Origin of the sequence: Streptomyces afghaniensis, from assembly GCF_044327915.1 — a bacterium.
Lineage (GTDB): Bacteria > Actinomycetota > Actinomycetes > Streptomycetales > Streptomycetaceae > Streptomyces > Streptomyces afghaniensis.
On record NZ_JBIRGJ010000005.1, the window covers coordinates 177330 to 199880 of the forward strand.

Annotated in this window: 23 protein-coding genes; 12 read left to right on the plus strand and 11 right to left on the minus strand. The window is 73.7% G+C overall.

Going from position 1 to position 22551, the window contains the following annotated elements:
- Window positions 1-18: 18 nt before the first annotated feature.
- The gene (locus ACH4G3_RS19590) at window positions 19-882 is read left to right on the plus strand and encodes a phosphatidylinositol-specific phospholipase C/glycerophosphodiester phosphodiesterase family protein (protein WP_397625671.1); all 864 of its coding nucleotides are present in this window, start codon (window positions 19-21) and stop codon (window positions 880-882) included.
- A 111-nt stretch (window positions 883-993) separates the two neighbouring features.
- The gene (locus tag ACH4G3_RS19595) at window positions 994-1188 is read left to right on the plus strand and encodes a hypothetical protein (RefSeq protein WP_037674060.1); all 195 of its coding nucleotides are present in this window, start codon (window positions 994-996) and stop codon (window positions 1186-1188) included.
- A 2-nt stretch (window positions 1189-1190) separates the two neighbouring features.
- Here the strand turns inward: ACH4G3_RS19595 and ACH4G3_RS19600 are convergent, their stop codons facing one another.
- The 5 genes from ACH4G3_RS19600 to xylB all read right to left on the minus strand — a co-directional run bounded on the left by ACH4G3_RS19600 (window position 1191) and on the right by xylB (window position 6989).
- Window positions 1191-2429: a phosphodiester glycosidase family protein gene (locus ACH4G3_RS19600; RefSeq protein WP_397625672.1), complete on the minus strand. Its 1239-nt coding sequence runs from the start codon at window positions 2427-2429 to the stop codon at window positions 1191-1193.
- 127 nt (window positions 2430-2556) lie between these two features.
- Window positions 2557-3729 (minus strand): bifunctional class I SAM-dependent methyltransferase/NUDIX hydrolase, encoded by a 1173-nt coding sequence (locus ACH4G3_RS19605; RefSeq protein WP_397625673.1) that lies wholly within the window; start codon window positions 3727-3729, stop codon window positions 2557-2559.
- Window positions 3730-3732: 3 nt separating this feature from the next.
- A complete protein-coding gene (locus ACH4G3_RS19610; protein WP_397625674.1) occupies window positions 3733-4128 on the minus strand; it encodes a luciferase domain-containing protein in 396 nt (131 codons plus the stop codon).
- A 191-nt stretch (window positions 4129-4319) separates the two neighbouring features.
- Complete coding sequence (locus tag ACH4G3_RS19615) at window positions 4320-5528, minus strand: ROK family protein (RefSeq protein WP_397625675.1); 1209 nt, start codon at window positions 5526-5528, stop codon at window positions 4320-4322.
- A 15-nt stretch (window positions 5529-5543) separates the two neighbouring features.
- A complete protein-coding gene (gene xylB / locus ACH4G3_RS19620) occupies window positions 5544-6989 on the minus strand; it encodes a xylulokinase (RefSeq protein ID WP_397625676.1) in 1446 nt (481 codons plus the stop codon).
- 116 nt (window positions 6990-7105) lie between these two features.
- On the opposite strand from xylB, the gene xylA reads away from it, so the two are divergent.
- The gene (gene xylA / locus ACH4G3_RS19625; protein ID WP_397625677.1) at window positions 7106-8272 is read left to right on the plus strand and encodes a xylose isomerase; all 1167 of its coding nucleotides are present in this window, start codon (window positions 7106-7108) and stop codon (window positions 8270-8272) included.
- Between the two features lie 175 nt (window positions 8273-8447).
- On the plus strand, window positions 8448-8786 hold the full coding sequence (locus tag ACH4G3_RS19630) for a hypothetical protein (RefSeq protein WP_397625678.1): 339 nt from the start codon (window positions 8448-8450) through the stop codon (window positions 8784-8786).
- Here the strand turns inward: ACH4G3_RS19630 and ACH4G3_RS19635 are convergent.
- On the minus strand, window positions 8775-10052 hold the full coding sequence (locus tag ACH4G3_RS19635) for an SWIM zinc finger family protein (RefSeq protein WP_397625679.1): 1278 nt from the start codon (window positions 10050-10052) through the stop codon (window positions 8775-8777). The two genes, ACH4G3_RS19630 and ACH4G3_RS19635, sit on opposite strands and share 12 nt — an antisense overlap.
- Window positions 10049-12847 (minus strand): DEAD/DEAH box helicase, encoded by a 2799-nt coding sequence (locus tag ACH4G3_RS19640; protein WP_397625680.1) that lies wholly within the window; start codon window positions 12845-12847, stop codon window positions 10049-10051. Before ACH4G3_RS19640 ends, ACH4G3_RS19635 begins: the two co-directional genes overlap by 4 nt.
- A 294-nt stretch (window positions 12848-13141) precedes the next feature.
- On the opposite strand from ACH4G3_RS19640, the gene ACH4G3_RS19645 reads away from it, so the two are divergent.
- Window positions 13142-13324 carry a hypothetical protein gene (locus ACH4G3_RS19645; protein WP_010040978.1) on the plus strand — a complete coding sequence of 61 codons (183 nt, stop codon included), beginning with the start codon at window positions 13142-13144 and terminating at the stop codon, window positions 13322-13324.
- An 89-nt stretch (window positions 13325-13413) separates the two neighbouring features.
- On the opposite strand, the gene ACH4G3_RS19650 is transcribed toward ACH4G3_RS19645, so the two are convergent.
- Together ACH4G3_RS19650 and ACH4G3_RS19655 are read right to left on the minus strand one after the other, a co-directional pair.
- Window positions 13414-14268 (minus strand): hypothetical protein, encoded by an 855-nt coding sequence (locus ACH4G3_RS19650; protein ID WP_397625681.1) that lies wholly within the window; start codon window positions 14266-14268, stop codon window positions 13414-13416.
- A gap of 135 nt (window positions 14269-14403) precedes the next feature.
- Entirely contained in the window at window positions 14404-14700 is a 297-nt protein-coding gene (locus tag ACH4G3_RS19655; protein WP_397625682.1) for a hypothetical protein, read from the minus strand.
- Between the two features lie 98 nt (window positions 14701-14798).
- Here ACH4G3_RS19655 and ACH4G3_RS19660 point away from each other — a divergent pair, with 98 nt between their 5' ends.
- Window positions 14799-15701 carry an oxygenase MpaB family protein gene (locus tag ACH4G3_RS19660; protein ID WP_397625683.1) on the plus strand — a complete coding sequence of 301 codons (903 nt, stop codon included), beginning with the start codon at window positions 14799-14801 and terminating at the stop codon, window positions 15699-15701.
- An 81-nt stretch (window positions 15702-15782) separates the two neighbouring features.
- On the opposite strand, the gene ACH4G3_RS19665 is transcribed toward ACH4G3_RS19660, so the two are convergent.
- Window positions 15783-16382 carry a class I SAM-dependent methyltransferase gene (locus tag ACH4G3_RS19665; protein WP_397625684.1) on the minus strand — a complete coding sequence of 200 codons (600 nt, stop codon included), beginning with the start codon at window positions 16380-16382 and terminating at the stop codon, window positions 15783-15785.
- Window positions 16383-16534: 152 nt separating this feature from the next.
- Here ACH4G3_RS19665 and ACH4G3_RS19670 point away from each other — a divergent pair, with 152 nt between their 5' ends.
- The 5 genes from ACH4G3_RS19670 to ACH4G3_RS19690 all read left to right on the plus strand — a co-directional run bounded on the left by ACH4G3_RS19670 (window position 16535) and on the right by ACH4G3_RS19690 (window position 21516).
- Window positions 16535-17308 carry an MHYT domain-containing protein gene (locus ACH4G3_RS19670; RefSeq protein ID WP_397625685.1) on the plus strand — a complete coding sequence of 258 codons (774 nt, stop codon included), beginning with the start codon at window positions 16535-16537 and terminating at the stop codon, window positions 17306-17308.
- Between the two features lie 137 nt (window positions 17309-17445).
- Entirely contained in the window at window positions 17446-19971 is a 2526-nt protein-coding gene (locus tag ACH4G3_RS19675; RefSeq protein WP_397625686.1) for a sensor histidine kinase, read from the plus strand.
- Window positions 19968-20405 (plus strand): roadblock/LC7 domain-containing protein, encoded by a 438-nt coding sequence (locus ACH4G3_RS19680; RefSeq protein ID WP_397625687.1) that lies wholly within the window; start codon window positions 19968-19970, stop codon window positions 20403-20405. Before ACH4G3_RS19675 ends, ACH4G3_RS19680 begins: the two co-directional genes overlap by 4 nt.
- A 22-nt stretch (window positions 20406-20427) precedes the next feature.
- On the plus strand, window positions 20428-20838 hold the full coding sequence (locus ACH4G3_RS19685) for a DUF742 domain-containing protein (RefSeq protein WP_010040964.1): 411 nt from the start codon (window positions 20428-20430) through the stop codon (window positions 20836-20838).
- A 72-nt stretch (window positions 20839-20910) separates the two neighbouring features.
- Window positions 20911-21516 carry a GTP-binding protein gene (locus ACH4G3_RS19690; protein WP_059418962.1) on the plus strand — a complete coding sequence of 202 codons (606 nt, stop codon included), beginning with the start codon at window positions 20911-20913 and terminating at the stop codon, window positions 21514-21516.
- Window positions 21517-21536: 20 nt separating this feature from the next.
- Here ACH4G3_RS19690 and ACH4G3_RS19695 read toward each other — a convergent pair whose 3' ends face one another.
- The gene (locus ACH4G3_RS19695) at window positions 21537-21965 is read right to left on the minus strand and encodes a PPOX class F420-dependent oxidoreductase (RefSeq protein ID WP_397625688.1); all 429 of its coding nucleotides are present in this window, start codon (window positions 21963-21965) and stop codon (window positions 21537-21539) included.
- Between the two features lie 104 nt (window positions 21966-22069).
- Here ACH4G3_RS19695 and ACH4G3_RS19700 point away from each other — a divergent pair, with 104 nt between their 5' ends.
- Window positions 22070-22483: a roadblock/LC7 domain-containing protein gene (locus ACH4G3_RS19700; RefSeq protein ID WP_215122924.1), complete on the plus strand. Its 414-nt coding sequence runs from the start codon at window positions 22070-22072 to the stop codon at window positions 22481-22483.
- The last annotated feature ends 68 nt before the right edge of the window (window positions 22484-22551 follow it).

A 22551-nucleotide genomic window follows, 5' to 3' on the forward strand; every position in this document is an offset into this window, starting at 1 on the left:
CTCCCAGGGAGGCAGAGCATGGACCTCACCACCCGTCGCAGAGCCCTCACCACCCTCGGCGCCGCCCTCGCGGGCTCGGTCGCCCTGCCCGCCGGCCACGCCCTCGCCGGCGAACGGCGGCACGGACCCCGCCCGTTGTGGCGGGCCCATGCCCACAACGACTACGAGCACCCGCGCCCCCTGTTCGACGCCCTCGACCACCGCTTCGGCAGCGTCGAGGCCGACATCCACCTCGTCGGCGACCAGCTCCTCGTCGCCCACGACCCGGAGGACCTCGACCCGGCCCGCACATTGGAGTCCCTCTACCTCGACCCGCTCGCCGCGCGCGTGCGGGCCAACCGCGGCCGCGTGTACCGGGGGTACCGCGGGTCACTGCAACTGCTCGTCGACATCAAGACCGAGGGCTCGTCGACGTACCTCGCACTCGACCGCCACCTCAGCCGCTACCGGCACCTGTTCACGACGTACGCCCACGGCCGGGTCCTCCCCGGCCCGGTCACCGCCGTCGTCTCCGGCGACCGCGCGGCCCGCGCCCCGATGGAGGCCCAGACCGTCCGGCGCGCCTTCTACGACGGCCGGCTCGCCGACCTCGGCAGCCAGGCGCCCGCCGCCTTCATCCCGCTGATCAGCGACAACTGGACGCTCAACTTCACCTGGCGGGGCGTGGGCGCGTTCCCGGACGCCGAGCGGGAGAAGCTGCGGGGTATCGTCCGGACCGCGCACCAGCGGGGGCAGAGGGTACGGTTCTGGGCGACCCCGGACCTGGCCGGCCCCGCCCGGGACGCGGTGTGGGCCGAACTGCTCGCCGCGGACGTCGACCACCTCAACACCGACGACCTCGCCGGACTGGAAGCGTTCCTGGACGCCCGGCGGGCCGCGTAGGACATCACACGTTCGGCGGACAGGTCAGCTGCCCGGATGAACCCTCCGCTACGCCACACTTACGGCCGAACGCCGTGAACCGGACATGGCGGCGTGGCGGAGGAGTTGACGATGGCCATTTCCATCTCTGTGGTGCTGCTGCTCTCGGTCCTTGCGGTGATCTTCCTGCGCAACGGCGGGCTGAAGCTCTCCCATGCCCTGGTCTGCCTGCTGCTCGGCTTCTACCTGGCCAGCACCAGCATCGCCCCCACCATCCACAGCGGCCTCACGGCGACGGCTGACATCGTCAGCAGCCTGCGGCCCTGAGGTCACGGCGCCGAGAACACGCCGATGCCGTTCGGGACGGCGCGTTCGGCACCGCCGCTGGGGTGGTTGCGCACCGAGACGGTGCTCGCGCCCGTCTTCCGGGCGACCAGCGTCGACGACCCGCCGCCGTCCAGGCTGAAGGCGTCGTCCGAGCCCAGCTTCCGCATGGTGTCGGCCACTTCGGCGATCGTCAGGCCGCTGCGGTAGGCGGCGGCGCCGTCCAGCGCGAGCAGCAGCATGCGCCGCCCGCCGTCGGCGATTCCCACCGCCGTGCGAACGGCCGACGTCGTGTCGTCCAGACCCGGCAGCGGCCGGCCGCCCGCGAGGACCGGGTAGCCGCCGAGGGCGAGGCGGTACGCGACGCCGTCCGTGGCCGCCACGAGACGGTGCTCGACCTCGACCGCTTCACCGGTGGACAGCTTCCGCAACTGCTGTGCCCCCGCCTCCCGGCCGACCAGCACGGTGGTGCCCGCGGCGATGGGGCCGCTGCCGGGTGTGTCGGCGGCCGACACGACCTTGCCGTCGCGGACCGTCACCTCGTACGTGTCCGTGCTGCACGGCGCGGCCCGGTCCGTGTCCGTGCCGCACGTGGCGCGCACGCGGGAGACGCTGCCCCAGTCGGAGGTGAACGCGCCGACGGAACCCACCGGCAGCGCGTACTGGTTGAGCCCGCCCAGCGGAAGCTGCGCCTCGGCCGTACGGACCGAGCCGTCCAGGGCCAGCCGGTCCAGCCGCGCCACTTGGTCGGTACCGACGCCGAACACGTCCTCGGTGTTCGTGCCGGGCGGCAGCGCCGGGCCGAAACGCTGACCGTCCGGCACGGCCGCCTTGAGCGTCCGCCCGGCCGCGATCGCCGGGCCCACGCTCGCACCGGTCACCTCGACGCCCGGGTGCTGCGTCTCGGTGATGTTGAAGAAGTCGCCGTTGACACCGGCGACGGCCCCCTGGGCGTCGGCCATCCGCGAGACCTGCGCACGCGAGGCCACCGCCCCGGGGTACAGCAGATCGACCCGTACCCGCGGATGGCCAAGGTCGACCCTCAGGACGTGCGCGTGCGTCACCCCCTTGGCGGCCTCGATGTCGAACTGCTCGTACGTGACACCCGGCGCGACCCGTACGCCCTTGTGGATGGCGGCGGCCGGAGCCGCCCCCGCCAGGGCCGCACCTGTCAGCGCGCCGAACGCCGTGAGAAACGCCAGTACCGCTCTGCCTGCTCCCCGTCGCCCGCGACGACCTGCCACCGTGCCCCCTGATGCCTCGTCAACCGACCGGATCCTCAGGGGCAGTGCACCAGACCACGGGTGCCGGCAGGGCGGCTGTGCGCCGACTCCACGGGAACGGCTGAAAAAACGCACCCCTCTGGGTGCTTCAGCCGTCGCCCGTTCCGGTGTCGTACGGCGTGAAGTGAGCGGGCGCGTGGTCGATCGGCAGACCCGGCCGCCACGCGGTGAGGGCCTGCGCGCTGCACACGAACAGCTCCTCCGGCAGCCGGTCCAGGGCGAACCAGCGCCAGCGGCCCACGCTCTCCCCGGGCTGGTCCGACGGCTCTCCCCGCCAGGCGGTGACCCGGGCGGCCACCGTCACCCGCACGACACCGCCGGCGTCGTCGAGGAGCGTGCCCAGCAGCCGGACGTCCTCAGGCCGGGCGTCGAGCCCCGTCTCCTCACCGAGTTCGCGCACGACCGCCTCCCGCAGCGACTCGCCGGGCTCCACCGTCCCGCCGGGCAGCTCCCACGTCCCGTGCCGGTGCCGGCCCAGGAGCAGTCCGCGGGGACCGTGCAGGACGGCGCCGACCCCGAGCGCGGCATGGGCCACCGGCGGCTTGGCGGTGCGCGGCCGGGAGGAGACACGGACCGGCCGTGTCACGCGGAAGAGCCGGTAGGAGGCGTGGTTGCCGGTCTGCGGCGTGTCGAGGACGTCGACCTGCTCCACGCGCAGCCCGTGCTCGGCGAGCAGGGCCGTCCACAGCTCCGTTTCGAGGACCCACATCTGGACGGTGACGTCCCCGCCGCCGGCCAGCCGCAGGATCTCCGGCCGGGCGACGACCTGGTCCGACGGTCCGTCACCGTGCGAGTTGGTGTGCAGCACGGTGAAGCAGAGCCTGCCGCCCGGCTTGAGCGCAGCGGCCAGGGCGGGCAGCAGCCGGTGCGGGTCGATGTACGGCACGGCGTTGACCGAGTAGATGACGTCGTACGGCTCCGCCGAGCGCAGATGTTCCACCGCGTCCGCCCGGACCAGGCGCAGCCCGGGCAGGGAGCCGTAGCGGGCGCGGGCCCGTTCGTACTGCCCGGCCGAGGAGTCGACCGCGTCCACCAGCGCGCCGTGAGCACGGACCAGGTGGGCGGCGTGCCGCGCCGGACCGCACCCGAGGTCCAGCACACGCCGTCCCGTCAGCTCCCCGAGCACCTCGGTCCCCGGCCCGGCGCCCTCGAACCCCCAGTCGATCCGGGCCACCTCGGGCAGCACCGTGCCCCGCCGCAGGTGGTGTGCTCCGTACGTGCGCCAGGCCTCGGCGTTGACGGACTCCGGCCGGGTCGCCAAGGCTCAGCCGCCCGCTACGGCGTCGCGCGGCAGGACCGTGACCCGGTGGAAGTTGCACCCGGCGAGCCCCTGCTCCTCACCGGCGGGCCGGGTCTGGTGGGCCTTGAGGGCGATGCTCACCAGGCTCATCAGCAGTTCGATGTCCGCCTCGCAGTCGAGGTGGACCGTCACCCAGCACGATCCGGGAACCAGGTGGATCGCACTCGATGCGGCGAGGTCGTAGTGGAAACGCTGGATGGCCCGGCGGGTGAGGTGGAGATCGACGTCCCGCGTCGAGTGGAAGTGGACGATCTCGTCACGGACGCAGCGGAGCGCCCGTCCGGTACCGCAACTCGCCGGGCCCGCCATCAGGTCGGGCCAGGCCTGCAGACGCTCCAGGGCGCGCTGGGCCAGGGTCATGGTCCCATGGTCGCGTGCTTACCGTGCCGCAACCAGAGGTTGAGCGTTTTGTAACCGGGACGTGAGGTGACGGCCGGGCGACAGGGTCGGGAAGTGCCTCGGTCTCAGGCGGAGTTGCCGACCGGTCTCAGGCAGCGCTTCCAGTCCCGGTGGCGGCCCGGATCGGCCTCGCCCTGGCAGGCCGGGCTGTCTCAGGCCCGCTCGGCGACGGTGGCCGGATCGTCCAGCACCGTCCGCACGACCGAGTGCGCTGCCCCCAGCAGCGGCCCCTGAGGCCCCAGCCCGGACACGGACACGGGACAGGCCGGACCCGCCGTGCGGCGCGCCAACTCGTCGTGCAACGACGGCAGCAGCCACGGCGCCAGCCCGGACAGCTCCCCGCCCAGCACCACGCTCTCCGGGTCGAGCAGGTTCACCGCCCCGGTCAGGGCGACCCCGAGTGCGGTGCCCGCGTCGCGCAGGGCTCGGCGTACGTCCTCGTCGCCCTCCGCCGCGCGCCCCGCGAGCAGCCCGACCCGGTCCTCGTCCGGCTCCAGGCCGGCCGCGCGCAGCACCGCCTCCTCGCCGGCGTACTGCTCCAGGCACCCGCGCCCGCCGCACGCGCACTCCGGGCCGTCCGGCTGGACCGGCACGTGCCCCAACTCGCCCGCGAAACCGCGGGTTCCGCGCAGCAGCCCGCCGTCCACCACGACCGCCGCGCCGATGCCGATCTCCGCCGACACATGCAGGAAGTCGCGCGGCGTGCCCTCGCCCAGCCAGAGTTCGGCGAGGGCGCCGAAGTTGGCCTCGTTGTCCACCGTCAGCGGCAGGTCCGCCGGCAGCAGGTCACCGAGGTCCGTGTCGTGCCAGTCGAGGTTCGGGGCGCGTACGACGGTCCGGGCGTCGCGCGCCACCAGACCGGGCACGGCCACGGCGAGACCGGCCGGCCACAGGCCCTCGCCCTCCGCCTCGGCGACCACCCGGCGGATGAGTTCGGTGAGCTCGGCGAGCACGGGCCCGGGGGAGCGGCCGCGGTTCGCGCCCTGGCGTATCGCCCGCGACCGGGTCTGGCCGCGCAGGTCCACGGCACAGACCGCGAGATGGTCGACGCCGATCTCCGCACCGATCCCCGCCGGGCCGCGTCCGCTCAGCGCGAGCGCGGACCCGGGGCGGCCCACCCGGCCGGGCCGTTCGGGCCCCAGCTCCTCCAGCAGCCCCGAGCGGATCAGTTCGTCGACGAGCGTCGACACCGCCGCCCGGGTCAGGCCGATCCGCGACGCGACGGCGGCCCGCGACAGCGGTCCCCCGGCACGGACGGCGTGCAGGACCCGGGCGAGGTTGCGGCGGCGCATGCCCTGCTGGGTGTCCGGCAGGGCACGTCCCGGTCCGGCCGGACGGTCCTGGTGCAGCGGTGCGGTCATGCCTGACGCCAGTCCTCAGTGGGTGTCCGTGGGCCGCTCCAGCAGCGGAGCCGCGTCGGAGAGTACCCCGGCGATCCTGGCCAGCGTCTCCTCGTCCCGCTCGACGGCGTCGAGCACCGGCCCGGCCGCCGTGTTCCAGCGCCGGGCGACCGCCGCGGGGTCCTCCCCGGTCAGCACCCCGGCCGCCTGTGCGGCGGCGCCGAGCGCGACCAGCTCCTTCGCCTCGGGCACCTGCACGGGACGCCCCGACAGCCGCCGCACGGTCTGCTGCCAGGCCGTGCCGCGGGCGCCGCCGCCGATCAGCAGCAGGGGCGCCGCGGGGTCCGCGTCCTCGTCGAGGACCAGGTCGAGCGCGCCGAGCAGGGAGTGCACGGCGCCGTCGTAGGCGGCCTGGAGCAGCTGGCCGGCGGTCGTGTCGTGGCGCAGGCCGTGCAGCAGACCGGAGGCGTTGGGCAGGTTCGGGGTGCGTTCGCCGTCCAGGTAGGGCAGCAGCGTGACGGCCGTGCCGGGCTCGACGGCCTCGCGGTCCAGGCCCAGCAGTGTCGCCACGCGGTCGACGGCGAGCGTGCAGTTCAGGGTGCAGGCCAGCGGCAGCCAGTCACCGCGGGCGTCGGCGAAACCGGCCACCGTGCCGGTCGGGTCGGCGGGCCGCCGCTGCGACACCGCGTACACCGTGCCCGAGGTGCCGAGGCTCATCACGGGCACGCCCGGACGCACCCCGAGGCCGAGCGCCGCGGCGGCGTTGTCGCCGGTGCCGGGCGCGACCAGGGTGCCCTTGGAGAACGGCAGATCATGACTGTCGCGCACCGTGCCCGCCACCTCGCCGGGCCGGACCACCCGGGGCAGCAGGGCCGGGTCGAGCCCCACGTGCGCCAGGATCTCCTCGTCGTAGCCTTCCGTCCCGGATGCCCACCAGCCCGTCCCGGAGGCGTCGCCGCGGTCGGTCGTGCCCTGCCCGGTGAGCCGCTCGGTCAGGTAGTCGTGGGGGAGGCGCACGGCCTTGGTGGCGCGCGCCGCCTCCGGCTCGTGCTCGGCCAGCCAGGCCCACTTGGTGACCGTGAAGGAGGCGGCGGGGACGAGCCCGGTGCGCTCGGCCCAGAACTTGGCGCCGCCCAGTTCCTCCGTGAGCCGGCGTGCCTGCGGCGCCGAGCGCACGTCGTTCCACAGCAGGGCGGGCCGCACCGGCTCGCCCCGGTCGTCCAGGGCGACCAGGCCGTGCTGCTGCCCGCCGACCGACACCGCGGCGGCCTCGTGCGCCGCGTCGCCGCACTGGCGCAGCGCCTCGCACAACGCGTCCCACCACTGACGCGGATCGCTCTCGCGCCCGGCCCCCGAGGAGACCGTGTGCGGCGCCTGGCCGCTCGCGACGACCCGGCCGGTCGACGCGTCGACGACCAGCGCCTTGGTGGACTGGGTGGACGAGTCCACGCCGACGACGAGCGGACCCTCGGCTGCTGACATCGGGTTTCTCCCTCTGCTCTCGTCCCGAGACACCTTGTCTCTTCCCAGGAAGGTGCTCGCATACTAATTTGTAAATCGGCATGACGAAATAGTCTCAGCGAGCGAGGAGCCGCGGCATGAGCTACCAGCCCACCCCCGAGGACAGGTTCACCTTCGGCTTGTGGACCGTCGGCTGGCAGGGACGGGACCCCTTCGGCGACGCCACGCGGCGCGCCCTCGACCCGGTCGAGACGGTGCAGCGCCTGGCCGAGCTCGGCGCCCACGGCGTCACCTTCCACGACGACGACCTGATCCCCTTCGGCTCCAGCGACACCGAGCGCGAGGCCCACATCAAGCGCTTCCGGCAGGCGCTGGACGCCACGGGCATGAAGGTCCCGATGGCCACCACCAACCTCTTCACGCACCCGGTCTTCAAGGACGGCGCCTTCACCGCGAACGACCGCGACGTGCGCCGCTACGCCCTGCGCAAGACCATCCGCAACATCGACCTCGCCGTCGAGCTCGGCGCCCAGGTGTACGTCGCCTGGGGCGGCCGGGAAGGTGCCGAGTCGGGCGCCGCCAAGGACGTCCGCGCGGCCCTGGACCGGATGAAGGAGGCCTTCGACCTGCTCGGCGAGTACGTCACCTCCCAGGGCTACGACCTGCGCTTCGCGATCGAGCCCAAGCCGAACGAGCCGCGCGGCGACATCCTGCTGCCCACCGTCGGCCACGCCCTGGCGTTCATCGAGCGCCTGGAGCGTCCGGAGCTGTACGGCGTCAACCCCGAGGTCGGGCACGAGCAGATGGCCGGGCTGAACTTCCCGCACGGCATCGCGCAGGCGCTGTGGGCGGGCAAGCTGTTCCACATCGACCTCAACGGCCAGTCCGGCATCAAGTACGACCAGGACCTGCGCTTCGGCGCCGGTGACCTGCGTGCCGCGTTCTGGCTGGTCGACCTGCTGGAATCGGCCGGCTACACCGGCCCGCGGCACTTCGACTTCAAGCCGCCGCGGACCGAGGACCTCGACGGGGTGTGGGCCTCGGCGGCCGGCTGCATGCGCAACTACCTCATCCTCAAGGAGCGCGCCGCCGCCTTCCGCGCCGACCCGGAGGTCCAGGAGGCCCTGCGCGCGGCCCGCCTGGACGAGCTGGCCCAGCCCACCGCCGCGGACGGCCTCCAGGCCCTGCTCGCCGACCGGTCGGCCTTCGAGACCTTCGACGTCGAGGCGGCCGCCGCCCGCGGCATGGCCTTCGAGCGTCTCGACCAGCTGGCGATGGACCACCTGCTGGGGGCGCGCGGCTGAGCGCACGCGCGCGTGCGGGCTCGTCGGCCCGCGTGTGGGTCCCTCGGCCGGTCACGGCGTGTGTGACCGGCCGAGGGACCGCAATGCTCCGGAATCATGCGATCCGCGCCATAGGCCCGTACCAACTTCCGTGCGCCCCTCCCGCCTTGAGCGGCGCGCGGCGACTCTGGTCGGTATGGCCATGCCACCCGTACCGCCTCATCCGCCGCGGCCTCCCCGGCGCCGGAATCCCCTGTTCGTCCTGCTCGCCGTGCTCGTGGCCGTCGCAGCCGTGGCCGTCGTGGTGCTGATGGCCAGGGGCAGCGACGACTCGGCGGACCCGGAGCCGCCCGCCGAAAGCACGAGCGCCACCCCCGCCCCGTCCTTCGGCATCCCGACAAAGCTGCCCACCGCGTTGCCCAGCAACCTGCCGACCCGGCTGCCGTCGGGCTTTCCCAGCCGGCTGCCGAGCGATCTGCCCAGCGAACTGGAATCGCTCCTGCCGTCCCTGGATACCGGCGGGCTACTGCCCTGAGCTCTGAGCAGCCCCGTCCCCGGCGGCGAGTTCCGCCGACGTCAGTGCCGTCGCCGGGTCCTGTGCGGCGCCTCCCGAGGGCAGCCAGCGGCCGCGCTCCTTGTGGTACGGCCACCACCGGCCGTCCCGGCCGAGGCGCAGCTGGACCGGTGCGCCGACGACCGTCCAGCGGTTGCCCCGCGCCCGCAGCTCAGGCCGCTCGTCCGCGTCCCAGGCCGACTCCAGTGCGGCACGCGCGCGTGCGAGCGTCTCGCCCTGAGCCTTCCACTCCTCGTCGAGCACGGCCAACGCGGCCGTACCGCCGTGCCGCCAGGCACGGACCGCCGCCGCCAGCCCCTCCCGGCCGCGTCCCGAACCGGCGGCCAGACGGTCCGCCACCTCCTGCCCGGGGTCGCCCGCGGCCAGCCGTACGGCGTCTTCCGGGACGGTCGAGTCCGCCCCGGAAGGGTGCCTGCCTCGAAGCGCCTCGGCGAGCAGGCGGTGGGCCTGTACGGCGGTCCGCGCGGCCAGGAACTCCAGCGCGGCCGGGTCGATGCCCGGGGCGGGCGGCGTCTCGGTGTCCAGGGACGGCGGCACCCCCGGCTCGTCGGGGAGTGCGGGCAGGGGCGGCAGCGGAGGCAGGATGTCGCCGGCCGCGTACGCCTCGGCCGCGTCCACGCCCTCCTGGCCCGAACGCAGCGTGGCCGACGCGCCGCCGCTGCGCGACTGGAGATCGTTCAGCAGGGTGGCTTCGTCGCGTCCCCGCATCAGGAGCAGGACGAAGGGGTCCTGGTCCAGCAGGCGTGCCACCTGGTAGCAGAGCGCCGCCGTGTGCCCGCAGTGGTCCCAGGCCCCGCAGCCGCACTCCGGCTCCAGATCGCCCAGGTCCGGCAGCAGTTCGACGCCCGCGGCCGCCGCGTCCTCGACCAGGTGCGGCGGCATATCCCGGTCCAGCAGCGCCGCCACATGACCGGCCCGCTCGACGGCCATGTCCAGGAAGTGGTCCCACTGTCCGGGCGAGAGCTCCTCCAGCAGGACGTCGGCCCGGTGTGCCGTGCGGTCGGGGTCCTGGACGACGGCTGTGAGCCGCCCCGGGCGCACCGACACCGCGCCGACCGCTCCCGCGCGCGCGAGCCGGCGGCCCGTCCTCAGCTGCGCCGAGTCCAGTGCCGTGTCCTCCAGTGCCTTGAGCCACGCCTGGCCCCACCAGGTCTGTGCGAAGCCCCGCCCGTGCGCGGGCGGCAGCGCGGCGAACGTGCGCTCCATGTCACCGTCGTGCCGAGTCATCGCAGACCCCCTCGTAGTGCGACCAGATCCGCCAGTTCCGCGTCCGTCAGCTCCGTCAGGGCGGCCTCGCCGGAGCCCAGGACCGCGTCGGCCAGCTCCCGCTTGCGGGCCAGCAGCTCGGCGATGCGGTCCTCGATGGTTCCCTCGGCGACGATCCGGTGCACCTGCACGGGCCGGGTCTGACCGATGCGGTAGGCGCGGTCGGTCGCCTGGGCCTCCACCGCCGGGTTCCACCAGCGGTCGTAGTGCACGACGTGCTCGGCCCGGGTGAGGTTCAGGCCGGTGCCCGCAGCCTTCAACGACAGCAGGAACACGGGCACTTCACCGTCCTGGAAGCGCCGCACCATGGCCTCGCGTTCGGCGACGGGCGTCCCGCCGTGCAGGAACTGCGAGGGCGTGCCGCGGGCCGCCAGGTGCCGTTCGAGGAGGCGGGCCATCTGCACGTACTGCGTGAAGACCAGTACGCCCGCCTCCTCGGCGAGGATGGTGTCGAGCAGTTCGTCCAGCAGCTCCAGCTTCCCGGAGCGTCCGGCGACCACCGGCCGCTCCTCCTTGAGGTACTGCGCCGGGTGGTTGCAGACCTGCTTGAGGCCGGTCAGCAGCTTCACGATCAGTCCGCGCCGCGCCATGCTGTCCGCGCCGGCGATCTCCGCGAGCGCCTCGCGCACCACGGCCTCGTACAGGGCTGCCTGCTCCTGGGTGAGCGACACGGCGTGGTCGGTCTCCGTCTTCGGAGGCAGCTCGGGGGCGATCCCCGGGTCCGACTTGCGGCGGCGCAGCAGGAACGGCCGTACGAGCCGGGCCAGCCGGCCGGCCGCGGCCGGGTCCTGACCGCCCTCGACGGCCTCCGCGTACCGCCTGCGGAACGTGCCGAGCCGGCCCAGCAGCCCCGGAGTGGTCCAGTCGAGGATCGCCCACAGCTCCGACAGGTTGTTCTCCACCGGGGTGCCGGTGAGCGCGACACGCGCGCGTGCGCCGATCGAACGCAGTGCCCGCGCGGTCGAGGAGTGCGGGTTCTTCACGTGCTGGGCCTCGTCCGCCACGAGCATGCCCCACGGCACCTCGGCGAGCCGGGGCGCGTCCAGGCGCATCGTGCCGTACGTGGTGAGCACGAACTCCCCGTCGGCCAGGCCGTCGAGGCCGCGCCGCGCGCCGTGGAAGCGCCGCACGGGTGTGCCGGGCGCGAACCGCTCGATCTCCCGCTGCCAGTTGCCCATCAGGGACGTCGGGCAGACCACCAGGGTGGGCCCGGCCGACCGGGCGTCGGTCTGCCGGTGCAGGTGCAGGGCGATGAGTGTGATCGTCTTGCCGAGCCCCATGTCGTCGGCGAGGCAGCAGCCGAGGCCCAGCGAGGTCATGCCGGCGAGCCAGTTCAGGCCACGCCGCTGGTAGTCCCGCAGGGTGGCGGCGAGGGCGGCCGGCTGCTCCACGGGCTGTTGCGCCTCGGGGTCCGCGAGCCGCTCCCGCAGGGCCGCCAGCCATCCGGTGGGCCGCACCTCGACCCGGTGGCCGTCCACCTCGGCCCAGCCCGTCAGCGCTGCGCCCAGCGCGTCCACCGGCGTCACCTTGTGGTCCTGCCGGGAGCGGGCCAGGCGGACCTCCTGAGGGTCGACCAGGACCCACTGGCCGTGCAGCCGCACCACGGGGCGCTTGGCCTCGGCGAGCCGGTCCAGCTCCTCGCGGCTCAGCCGCCGGTCGCCCAGCGCGAACGACCAGTCGAAGGCGAGCAGCGCGTCGGCGGAGAGGAACGACGGCATGGTCGGGAAGTCCCGGCCGGAACCCGCCTCGTCGTCGGAAGGCCCCACCTCCGCGCGCGTGGTGAGCTCACGGGTCAGCCCCTTCGGCCAGTGCACGTCCACTCCGGCCGCCGCCAGCGCCCGGGCGCCCGCACCGAGCAGCTCGGTGACCTCCTCGTCGGCGAGCTCGACCGCGTCCGGCACGGTCGCCGACAGCAGGGGCGTGAGCGGGGCCCAGGCCCGGGCCGCGCGGCGCAGGGCGAGCAGCGCGTCCATCCGCGCGCGCGGGCCGAAGGCCTCGGCCCCGGCGCCGGCCCAGATGCCCGCGGCGTCCGCGACGAGCGCGGGATCGCTCACGCTGTGCACCTGGAGCACGGCCCGGAACGTCACGTCCGAGTCGTCCGAGTCGTCCGCCGCGTCCGTCAGACCGTCCGCCTCGATCCGCAGCGACAGCCGCACCCCCGCGTCGTGTCCCGCGGCGACGTCGGCGGCCCACGCGCGCTGCTCGGGCAGACGCACCGGCTCGGGCGACGCGTAGGCGGGGCCGCCGGTGACCAGCGGCGCGGCGGGGGAGCGGGGCAGGGTGTCGGCGACCGCGTCGAGGAAGGCGCGCAGCAGCCGCTCCGGGTCGGGCAGCCGCAGCGGCCCGGCGCCCGCCAGCGGGACGGCGTGTGCCTCGGGCGGCATCGCGGCGGCGAGGTGCCGCAGGGCCTCGACGTCCTGGGCGCGCAGCGGGCCCGCCCGCCAGGCGTCGTGGTCGCCCGGGGACAGCCCCGGCAGCAGCAGTCCGCGCGCCACGAGGTGCAGGGCGTGCGCGGCCGCCGCGCCCCAGAACACGGTGGACCGGTGCCCATGAGCCTCGGCACGCGCGCGCGTGAGGACCGGCAGGGCCGCGCGTACCGGCAGCAGAACCGCGGGCACACCGAGCGGCTCGACGCCGTCAGCGCCGGGCACGACGACGGTCAGGTGCGCGGCGGACGCCGACGTCACGGCCGGCGGGGCCTCGCCGTCGGGTCGCCAGAAGGCGACGCTGCCGGTTCGGGCCGGGTCGCCGGGCACGAACACGGTGTGGCAGTGGGCCAGTTCGGGGAATTCGAAGGAGGGTGCCGGGAGAGTCGGATGCTCGGCTATGGCTTATTCCTCAAATTTGACTAGTAGGTCGGAGTCGCCGAGGGTACAGCACTTCCGGCGCACACGGGTATGACTGAGGTGTGGCCTGGGTCACTATGAGGAGGTCAGGGGTGTGTAGGGGGCGCACCTCAGGGATGTCTCAGGGTCGCGGTCCGGAACTGCCGCAAGCGCGGGCCCGTTCTCGAGACAGAGAGCGGCAGTGGCCGCGAAGGAGGCGACACCATGTCCAAGAACGCCAAGATCGCCGCAGGTGGTGTGGCGGTCGGGCTCATCCTGTTGATCTGGCTGCCCTGGTGGGCATCGCTCCTGATCATCCTGGGAGTCCCGGCCGCGGCGTATCTCACGCTCGACCCCTCACAGCGGCGCAGGCTGCGCCGCGCCACCCGCAAGGAGCTGGGCCGTTGACGCGCCGCTGACTGGCGCGGCCGAAGGCCGCACCGGCTCGCACCGGTCCTACGGCCCACGGGCCCGCACCGGCCGTACGTCCCACCGGCTCAGTTCGGCCGTACGGCCATCTTGTCGAGGGCCTCGAGGAGACCGGGCAGCTCCGGTCCCCGCCCCACCGGCAGGACCTCGCCGGGTTCCTCGTCGAGCAGCACGAAGGCGATGTCGTCGGTCCTGGCCACGAGCGACCAGCCGGGACCGTCGGCCCGCAGGGTCCGCGCGTCACCCGGCGCGAACGACGACCGGACCCGGCCCAGCGGCGGCGGCGAGTCGATGTAGGTGCGGGCCTCCGCGAGGACGCGCCGGATGCCGCTGTGGCCCTGCCCGTTCTCCCCGCCTCCGCCCGGACCCTCGGCCGCCGCGCCTGCGTCGCCCGGTGCCGCCGACGGCCCCGGTGCGGGGAAGGCGGAGTCGTCGACCTGTTCCCGCCACGTCGCCCACTGGAGCGCGATCTCGTCCGCGCCAAGGCGCCGCTGGGCGGGGCCCCAGACCGTGGTGTCCGGCGGAGCCAGCGGCGGCCGGTCGTCAGCCTCCGGACCGGGATCGTGCGGCGCGGGCACTCCGGGCGCCGCGACGGCGACCGCGAGGGGCCAGCCGGGCAGCGCCGCGACGACCGTGCGCTCGTCGGGAGACAGCTCGTACTCCATCCCGCAGTCCCAGGACGCGATCGCGACGGCCACCAGAGAGACGTCGTCGATGACCACGGTCCACCGGGCGCCGTCACCGTCCTGGCCGAGCACCAGCCCGTACCCGTCGGCGAGCGGCGCGAGACCGAGCGCCGCGCACGCCTCCGGATAGTCGTCGCCCAGCACGCTCGGGAACTTCGCCGGCGTCAGCAGCACCGCCGTGAGCACATAGAGCGCATCGTCCGCGGCGGCGACGGTGTCCTCGTCCGTCCCGGCCATCCCAGCCTCCCCATCGGTTCGTCCACCGGCGCGCACCCTAGTGTGCGCGGAAGCCCCTTGTCACGGCCCCGCGAGTACACGCGGAGCTGCCGTTTTCCGGCGGACGGGGCGAATCGGCCGCCCCGTCCGGGCGCGTCACTCCGCGGGCAGTCCCAGCAACTCACGGGCCACGGTCCGGGGTGACTGGCCGCGTTCCCGCGCGAGCGCGATGACGGCCCGGCAGGCCAGCTCGTTCACCCCGAACGACAGCGCCTCGGGCGACACCCAGCCGGCGGCCTCGTCGGCCCGCTCCTGGTCGTCCTCCGCGCTCGCCGTGACGTAGGCCGCTGCCGCCTCGAAAAGATTGTGTGGACGTTTGTCCCCACCGGCCTTCGGTTCCGTGCGCAAGGCATGAGTGACTCTGCCTCCGGCCTTCCGGACCTTGCCCCACATGCTGACCACCTTCCCCCTGTGCGGATGTCCCGCGTGCCGGTCATCTTCCGGACACCAACGTAAAGTTGCAGCTCCGGTGACAGAAGGGGGACGGCACTGTGAAGCGCTTCGCGCGGCTGGAACAGATACGGCGGATGGACCCGTACCGGCAGGCAACGGAGATCTACCGGCTGAGCGTGGCGTATGAGTTCCCGTGGGACTTCACCCGCGCCTTGGAGCTGGCCCTGTTCCGCACCTACGCCGTCCCCGGCATCGGCCGGCTGCTCGCCGGGACGGCGGAGCTCACGGAGCGGACCCAGAAGCGCTACGACGACACGTCGCTGCTCCTGGACGCCGTGGTCGAGCACGGCTTCGGCAGCGACCAGGGCAGGACCGCGATCCGCCGCATCAACCAGATGCACCGCAGCTACGACATCAGCGACGACGACATGCGCTACGTGCTCTGCACGTTCGTCGTGATGCCCAAGCGGTGGATCGACGCCTACGGGTGGCGCAGGATGTCGCGCCACGAGATCGTCGCGAGTGTCGTCCACCACCGCACGCTGGGCCGGCACATGGGCATCAAGGACATCCCCGAGACCTACGAGGAGTTCGAGACCTGCCTCGACAGCTACGAGGCGGCCCACTTCGCCTGGGACGAGCAGGCCCGGCGGGTCTCGGACGCCACGCTCGACCTGATGGCCTCCTGGTACCCGAGCCCGCTCGCCCCGCTGCTGCGGACCACGACCCTCGCGCTGCTCGACGACTCGCTGCTGCGTGCCTTCCGCTACACCCCGCCGGGCGCCGCCACGCGTGCGTGGGCGCGCCGCGCGGTACGGCTGCGGGGCCGCGCCGTCCGGCTGCTGCCACCCCGGCGCGCCCCGCACTTCGCCCGGCAGAACTGGGAGATCAAGGGCTACCCGTACGGGTACCGGCTCGCCGACCTGGGCACGCGCCCGGTCCCGGGCGTCCGGGGCTGTCCCGCGCGGCACGTGGCGGCGCCGGACACCGAGGCCGGGTGACGCGGCTGCTGAGTCCACGCGGAGAGCGAGTGCTGAGTCCACGCGGACAGCGAGTGCTGCGTCCTCGCGGACAGAGACTGCTCAGTCCTCGCGGACGGCGAGCGCCAGGAAACGGGAGTCCTCGTCGACGTACGACGTCATGCGCCACCCCGAAGCGGCCAGCAGCGGCCGGAGGTTGGGCTCGGCGCGCAGGTCGTCCGGGGTGAGCGCGCGGCCGTGGCGCGCGGCCAGGGCCGCCCTGCCGATCGGGTGGAACAGCGCGAGCACGCCGCCGGCACGCACCACGCGTGCCAGCTCCCGCAGGTTCTCGGCCGGACTCGGCAGGTGCGAGATCAGGCCCGCCCCGAACACGGCGTCCAGTGAGTGCGAGCGCAGCGGCAGCGCGGCGACGTCCGCGAGCAGCAACGCCCCGTCACGGTCCCGTCCGGCCCGCACGGCCTCCCGCAGCATGGCCGGGGTCAGATCGGCTCCGAGGACCACTCCAGAGGGCCCCACGGCGGCACGCAGGGGCGGCAGGGCGCGTCCGGTGCCGCACCCCGCGTCGAGCACGCGGTCGCCCGGGCGCAGTCCGAGTTCGGCGACCGCGGCCGCGTAGGCCGGACCGTCGTCGGGGAACCGGCTGTCCCAGTCGGCGGCGCGGGCGGTGAAGAACTCCTGGACACGCGTCTGGTCGTCGCTCATGTACGGCATGATTCCTCACCGGCACGGATGACGCTTCAGTGCACACGTTCGAGCGTGACCCGATCGTTCCGGTACATCCTTGCGTCATATTCCAACACCTTTCGAAATGCGCCCCCTTCGCGCGCCCCTGCTGGGTCTAGCGTCCCGGGGCCATGGGACACCTGGACCACGCCGCCCTGGGGTGGCTGACCCCCGCGCTGTCGTACGTGATGGCCTGCACGGGCGCCGCGCTCGGACTGCGCTGCACCGTCCGCGCGCTCGCCGCCACCGGGCGCTCGCGCCGCAACTGGCTCGTCACCGCCGCCTCGGCGATCGGCACCGGCATCTGGACCATGCACTTCGTGGCCATGCTCGGTTTCAGCGTCGCCGGCACCGATATCCGCTACGACGTGCCGCTCACTCTGCTGAGCCTGCTCGTCGCCATGGTCGTCGTCTGCGCCGGCGTCTTCGCCGTCGGCTACAGCCGGGACCGCGGCCGGGCCCTGCTGATCGGCGGGCTCACCACCGGCCTCGGTGTCGCGAGCATGCACTACCTGGGCATGGCGGCCGTCCGCCTGCACGGCGACGTGACCTATGACCCGGTGCTCGTCGGGCTCTCCGTCCTGATCGCCGTCGTCGCCGCGACGGCGGCGCTGTGGGCGGCACTCAACATCAAGTCGCCCGTCGCGGTCACCATCGCCTCCCTGATCATGGGCGCGGCCGTCAGCAGCATGCACTACACCGGGATGTTCGCGGTGAGCGTGCGCGTGATGCCCTCCGGGGAGGCACTGCCCGGGGCCACGGCGATGCAGTTCATCTTCCCCCTCGCCGTCGGCCTCGGGTCCTACCTCTTCCTGACCTCCGCCTTCGTCGCGCTGTCGCCGACGGCGGGGGAGCGTGAGGCGTCCGCGTCGGCCCAGCGGCCGGTCGGGAGCGCCGCCCCATAGCCGCGACCGGGCCCGGCGGGGCAGGCGACAGGCCCTCCCGGGCACGCCCCGCGGTCCGGACGGCAGACCCCGAAGCCCGGACGGCACGCCCTGAAGCCGGGGTGACACGCCCCGAACCACCCCCGAGCGAGGAGTTCATGCGTACACCCCGTAGGACCCCCACGGCCGGCGCCGAGGCGCCGCCACCGCCCGTGCGCGGTCGCCGCGCGCACGCCGGACCACCGGCCGACGAGGACGGCGAGGCCCCCGCGGAGGCCACACCGGACGCAGCGGCCACGCGCGCGGAGCGCTGGCACATACGCCCCCGTACCGTGCGCGCCAAGATCGTCTGCCTGCTGATGGTGCCGGTCGTCTCCCTCCTGGCCCTGTGGGCCCACGCCACCGTCACCACCGCCCAGGACGTCTCCCGGCTGCGGCAGGTCCAGCGCGTGGACGCCACGGTCCGCGCCCCCGTCTCCGCCGCGGTCGCCGCCCTGCAGGCGGAACGCGCGGCCGCCGTTCGCCACGCCACCGACCCCTCCGCCGCACAGACCGACGAGCTGGACGACCTCGCCCGGCGCACCGACCGGGCCGTCGCGAAACTGCGGCTCGACGAGGACAGCACCGTCGCGGACAGCGAGGAGTTGCCCGCCGGAGTCGCCCGTCGGCTGGAGGCGTTCGTCACGGGTGCCGGGCAACTGCGTGCCCTGCGGACCGAGGTGCAGGACCGGCGCGCGGGCTGGTCCGAGACGTACCGCCGCTACACCCGGACCATCTCGCAGGCTCTCGGCGTCGGCGGTGCCCTCACCGGCATCCAGGACGCCGATCTCGGCTCCGACGCGCGCGTGCTGCTCGAATTCTCCCGCGCGGGCGAAGCGTTGGCCCGGGAGGACGCCCTTCTGGCGAGTGCCCGACTGTCCGGCACCCTGACCGGGGAGCGGCTCCGGCTCTTCACCGGCGCCGTCGAGCTGCGCCGCACCCTGACCGAGTCGGCCGTCGCCGACCTGCGCGGCACCGAACGCTCCGCCTGGAACGCCCTCACCGCCGGCAGCTCCTACGCCGGGCTGGGCGACGCCGAGGACGCGATCCTCGCCGCCGGACCGGGCGCCAAGGCGATCGAGGCGGCACCCGTGAGCACCTGGAACACCGCCCACGCGCGCGTGCAGAACGGCATGCGCACGATCGAGGACGACGCCGCACGATCCGTCGCGCAGCGGGCCGACCCGTTCACCCGGGGGCTGCTCACCCCGGCCGGCGCGGCCGTCCTGCTCGGTCTCGCCGCCGTCGCTGCCTCGCTCGTCATCTCCGTGCGCATCGGCCGCGGTCTCGTGGTGGAGCTCGTGAGCCTGCGCAACGGCGCCCTGGAGATCGCCCGGCGCAAACTGCCCGAGGCCATGCGGAGACTGCGCGCGGGCGAGGAGATCGACATCCGCGCCGAGGCACCGCCGGGACCGGCCGCCGAGGACGAGACCGGGCAGGTCGCCGAGGCCCTCGGCACCGTCCACCGGGCCGCGCTGCGGGCCGCCGTCGAGCGCGCCGAACTCGCCAGCGGCATCTCCGGCGTCTTCGTCAACCTCGCCCGCCGCAGCCAGATCCTCGTCCACCGGCAGCTGAGCCTCCTCGACAGCATGGAACGCCGCTCCGACGACCCGAACGAACTGAGCGACCTCTTCCGCCTGGACCACCTCACCACCCGCATGCGGCGCCACGCCGAGAGCCTGATCATCCTCTCCGGAGCAGCCCCCGGCCGGGCCTGGCGCATGCCCGTCTCCCTGACCAACGTGGTCCGCGCGGCCGTCTCCGAAGTGGAGGACTACGCGCGCGTGGAGGTACGGCAACTCCCCGAGGCGGCCGTCGTCGGCGCGGCCGTCGCCGACCTCACGCACCTCCTGGCCGAGATCATCGAGAACGCCGCACAGTTCTCGCCGCCCCACACGCGCGTGCGCATCACAGGCGAACCCGTCGGCAACGGCTACGCCGTCGAGGTCGAGGACCGCGGCCTCGGCATGGGCAAGGAGACCCTCGCCGAGGCCAACCGCCGCATCGAGCAGTCCGAGGCGCTCGACCTGTTCGACAGCGATCGGCTCGGCCTGTTCGTGGTCAGCAGGCTCGCCGCCCGGCACGGCGTCAAGGTCCACCTGAGGACCTCGCCGTACGGCGGCACCACCGCGGTCGTCCTGGTGCCCACCGCCCTGCTGCACACCGGTGCCGCGGCACGTTCCCACGGTGAAACGGTGCACGCGCGGCAGCCCGAGGAGCGCGCCCACGCGCGCGTGCCCGACGACCTCCCGCGTCAGGAAACCGTCCCCGACGCCGTCCCTGCACCGGCCGACCGGCGCTCCCTGGTGGCTCCCGTCCCGGCCGTCGCGGAGACCACGAGCCACACCACACCCCCAGGAGTCGCCGCCTTGCGACTGCATCGGCCCAAGGAGCAGCCCGAAGACTCCGACGACCTCCCGCGCCGCGTACGGCAGGCCAGCCTCGCGCCCCAACTGCGCGAGGGGCGCCCCGAGGAGCCGCCGCCCTCGCCCGCACCCCGGGACGACGAACGCACGCCCGAGGTCGTCCGGGACCGCATGGCGGCGTACCGCGCCGGCTGGGCGCGCGGCGGCGGCAGGCAACCCGGCCGCGGAATCACTCCCGGCCCGACGGGCAGCGACAGCAGCGAAGGAGACCCCGCATGATCCAGGACCCGAGCACGCATTCCGCCCGGAGCTCCGGCGAACTCGACTGGCTGCTGGACGATCTGGTGCTCCGCGTGAGCGAGATACGGCACGCCGTTGTGCTGTCCAACGACGGCCTCGCCGTGGGCGCCTCGAGCGACCTGCGCCGCGAGGACGCCGAACACCTCGCTGCGGTCGCCTCGGGCTTCCACAGCCTCGCCAAGGGAGCCGGACGGCACTTCGGTGCCGGCGGTGTCCGCCAGACCATGGTGGAGATGGACGAGGGCTTCCTGTTCGTGGCCGCCGCGGGCGACGGCTCCTGCCTCGCCCTCCTCACCGCCGTGACCGCCGACATCGGCCTCGTGGCCTACGAGATGGCACGCCTGGTCAAACGCGTCGGCGAGCACCTCGGCACCGCGCCCCGCGTCGGCGCCCGGCCACCCGCCGCCGGATGAACCGAAAGGGCGGTCCGCGCAGATGACCGAGGACATGACGGGCACCCCGGCCGAGCAGGGCAGCCAGTGGTACGACAACGAGGCCGGCCCGCTCGTACGCCCTTACGCCATGACGGGCGGACGCACCCGGCCCGGACCCACCGGCGTGCGGTTCGACCTGATCGCCCTGGTCACGCTGGACCCGGCCGCACCCGGAGTGGACGACGCCCCGCTCGGGCCGGAACACCGGAACCTGCTCGACCTGTGCCGTACGGAGACCCAGTCGGTCGCCGAACTCGCCGCGGGCGCCGACCTGCCCGTGGGTGTGGTGCGGGTCCTCCTCGGCGACCTCCTGGAACTGGGCTGCGTCACCGTCAGCCGCCCGGTGCCACCGGCGCAACTGCCCGACGAGCGCATTCTGCGCGAGGTGATCGCAGGACTGAGGGCGCTGTAGTCGCACGCACACCATCCCGTACTCACCTCCCCACACCTCACCCCTTGCCGGCACTCCAGAGAGAAGTGATCAATGGTCTCCGAGCACTCCGACGCCACCGGCGGCGAGGCCTCCGCACTGGCGTTGAAGATCCTGGTCGCCGGCGGGTTCGGCGTGGGCAAGACCACCCTGGTGGGCGCCGTCAGCGAGATCCGGCCGCTGCGCACCGAGGAACTGCTCAGCGAAGCCGGCCAGTTGGTGGACGACACCGACGGCGTGGACCACAAGACCACCACGACCGTCGCCATGGACTTCGGACGCATCACCATCCGCTCCGGCCTCTCCCTGTACCTGTTCGGCACGCCGGGCCAGGACCGGTTCTGGTTCCTGTGGGACGAGTTGTCGCAAGGGGCACTCGGCGCGGTCGTCCTCGCGGACACCCGGCGCCTGGAGGACTGTTTCCCCGCGGTCGACTACTTCGAGCACCGGCGCATCCCGTTCGTGGTGGCCGTCAACTGCTTCGCGGGCGCCCGGCGGCACGGCGCCCCCGACGTCTCGCGCGCCCTCGACCTCGACCGGGGGACGCCCGTGGTGCTGTGCGACGCCCGGGACCGCGACTCGGGGAAGGAGGTGCTGATCCGGCTCGTCGAGTACGCCGGGCGGATGCACACCGCCCGGCTCCTCGACTCGGTCGGATGAGCGGAACACGGGTCCCGTGGTCAGTCCGCGACGTCCCGCTCCGCGAGGACCCTGTCGATGGCGACCCGGACGAGGAGTTCGCCCGGGACGCCGTTGCGGGCACCGAACTCCTCGGCGCGTTCCTCGCCCATGTACCGGGCGCCGATGCGGGTGGCCCAGTGCCGTATCTCGTCGAGGTCCTCCGAGACCCGGGCGCGCCCCCGCACGACCACGAAGGAGTACGGCGGCCGGTCGTCGTCCACGCACAGGGCGACCCGGCCGTCACGGATGAGATTGCGCCCTTTCACGGTGTTCTTGCCGGTGTTGAACACCAGCTCGTCGCCGTCCAGGACGAACCAGATCGGGGCCACGTGCGGGCTCCCGTCGGCCCGGACCGTGGAGAGCTTTCCGGTGCGGGTACCGCGGGAAACGAACTCTCGCCATTGCGCGTCGGTCATCTTCTCTGCCATGGCTCCCATCCTCCTTGCCCCGGCAGCGGTCGTGGGGAAGGCTGGCGTGGAGATCCTCCGGCCAGGAGGAGAATCGCACGGGGAGAAAACGGGGAGATCGGAACATGGCGCAGAACCAGGGACTGGACTGGCTGCTGGACGACCTGACCGAGCGCGTCCACCAGGTGCGGCACGCACTGGTCCTGTCCAACGACGGCCTGGTGACAGGGGCGAGCACCGGACTGCGCCGCGAGGACGCGGAGCACCTCGCGGCCGTGTCGTCCGGACTGCACAGTCTGGCCAAGGGCTCGGGACGGCACTTCGGCGCGGGCAGCGTACGCCAGACGATGATCGAGTTCGACGACGCGGTGCTCTTCGTCACCGCCGCCGGCACGGGCAGCTGTCTGTGCGTCCTCAGCGGCGCGGAGGCCGACATCGGCCAGATCGCATACGAGATGACCCTTCTGGTCAACCGGGTCGGCGAGCACCTCGACGTGGATGCGCGTCAGCCCGAACGGAAACCGGCAACAGACGTCTGACCTGGGCGTTCGTCATCCCCCGCGGAGTTTTCCACAGGCTCGCCGCGAGATCCGCCGAAGCGGCTACG

Bases quoted from the DNA above. Each gene is read 5' to 3' on its own strand.
- ACH4G3_RS19675 (WP_397625686.1), top strand. From the start codon at position 17,446: ATGCGTACACCCCGTAGGACCCCCACGGCCGGCGCCGAGGCGCCGCCA.
- ACH4G3_RS19695 (WP_397625688.1), bottom strand. From the start codon at position 21,965: ATGGCAGAGAAGATGACCGACGCGCAATGGCGAGAGTTCGTTTCCCGC.
- ACH4G3_RS19655 (WP_397625682.1), bottom strand. From the start codon at position 14,700: ATGTGGGGCAAGGTCCGGAAGGCCGGAGGCAGAGTCACTCATGCCTTG.
- ACH4G3_RS19615 (WP_397625675.1), bottom strand. From the start codon at position 5,528: ATGACCGCACCGCTGCACCAGGACCGTCCGGCCGGACCGGGACGTGCC.
- ACH4G3_RS19680 (WP_397625687.1), top strand. From the start codon at position 19,968: ATGATCCAGGACCCGAGCACGCATTCCGCCCGGAGCTCCGGCGAACTC.
- xylB (WP_397625676.1), bottom strand. From the start codon at position 6,989: ATGTCAGCAGCCGAGGGTCCGCTCGTCGTCGGCGTGGACTCGTCCACC.
- ACH4G3_RS19595 (WP_037674060.1), top strand. From the start codon at position 994: ATGGCCATTTCCATCTCTGTGGTGCTGCTGCTCTCGGTCCTTGCGGTG.
- ACH4G3_RS19690 (WP_059418962.1), top strand. From the start codon at position 20,911: ATGGTCTCCGAGCACTCCGACGCCACCGGCGGCGAGGCCTCCGCACTG.
- ACH4G3_RS19650 (WP_397625681.1), bottom strand. From the start codon at position 14,268: ATGGCCGGGACGGACGAGGACACCGTCGCCGCCGCGGACGATGCGCTC.
- ACH4G3_RS19685 (WP_010040964.1), top strand. From the start codon at position 20,428: ATGACCGAGGACATGACGGGCACCCCGGCCGAGCAGGGCAGCCAGTGG.
- ACH4G3_RS19670 (WP_397625685.1), top strand. From the start codon at position 16,535: ATGGGACACCTGGACCACGCCGCCCTGGGGTGGCTGACCCCCGCGCTG.
- ACH4G3_RS19645 (WP_010040978.1), top strand. From the start codon at position 13,142: ATGTCCAAGAACGCCAAGATCGCCGCAGGTGGTGTGGCGGTCGGGCTC.
- ACH4G3_RS19665 (WP_397625684.1), bottom strand. From the start codon at position 16,382: ATGAGCGACGACCAGACGCGTGTCCAGGAGTTCTTCACCGCCCGCGCC.
- ACH4G3_RS19590 (WP_397625671.1), top strand. From the start codon at position 19: ATGGACCTCACCACCCGTCGCAGAGCCCTCACCACCCTCGGCGCCGCC.
- ACH4G3_RS19635 (WP_397625679.1), bottom strand. From the start codon at position 10,052: ATGACTCGGCACGACGGTGACATGGAGCGCACGTTCGCCGCGCTGCCG.
- ACH4G3_RS19700 (WP_215122924.1), top strand. From the start codon at position 22,070: ATGGCGCAGAACCAGGGACTGGACTGGCTGCTGGACGACCTGACCGAG.
- xylA (WP_397625677.1), top strand. From the start codon at position 7,106: ATGAGCTACCAGCCCACCCCCGAGGACAGGTTCACCTTCGGCTTGTGG.
- ACH4G3_RS19610 (WP_397625674.1), bottom strand. From the start codon at position 4,128: ATGACCCTGGCCCAGCGCGCCCTGGAGCGTCTGCAGGCCTGGCCCGAC.
- ACH4G3_RS19630 (WP_397625678.1), top strand. From the start codon at position 8,448: ATGGCCATGCCACCCGTACCGCCTCATCCGCCGCGGCCTCCCCGGCGC.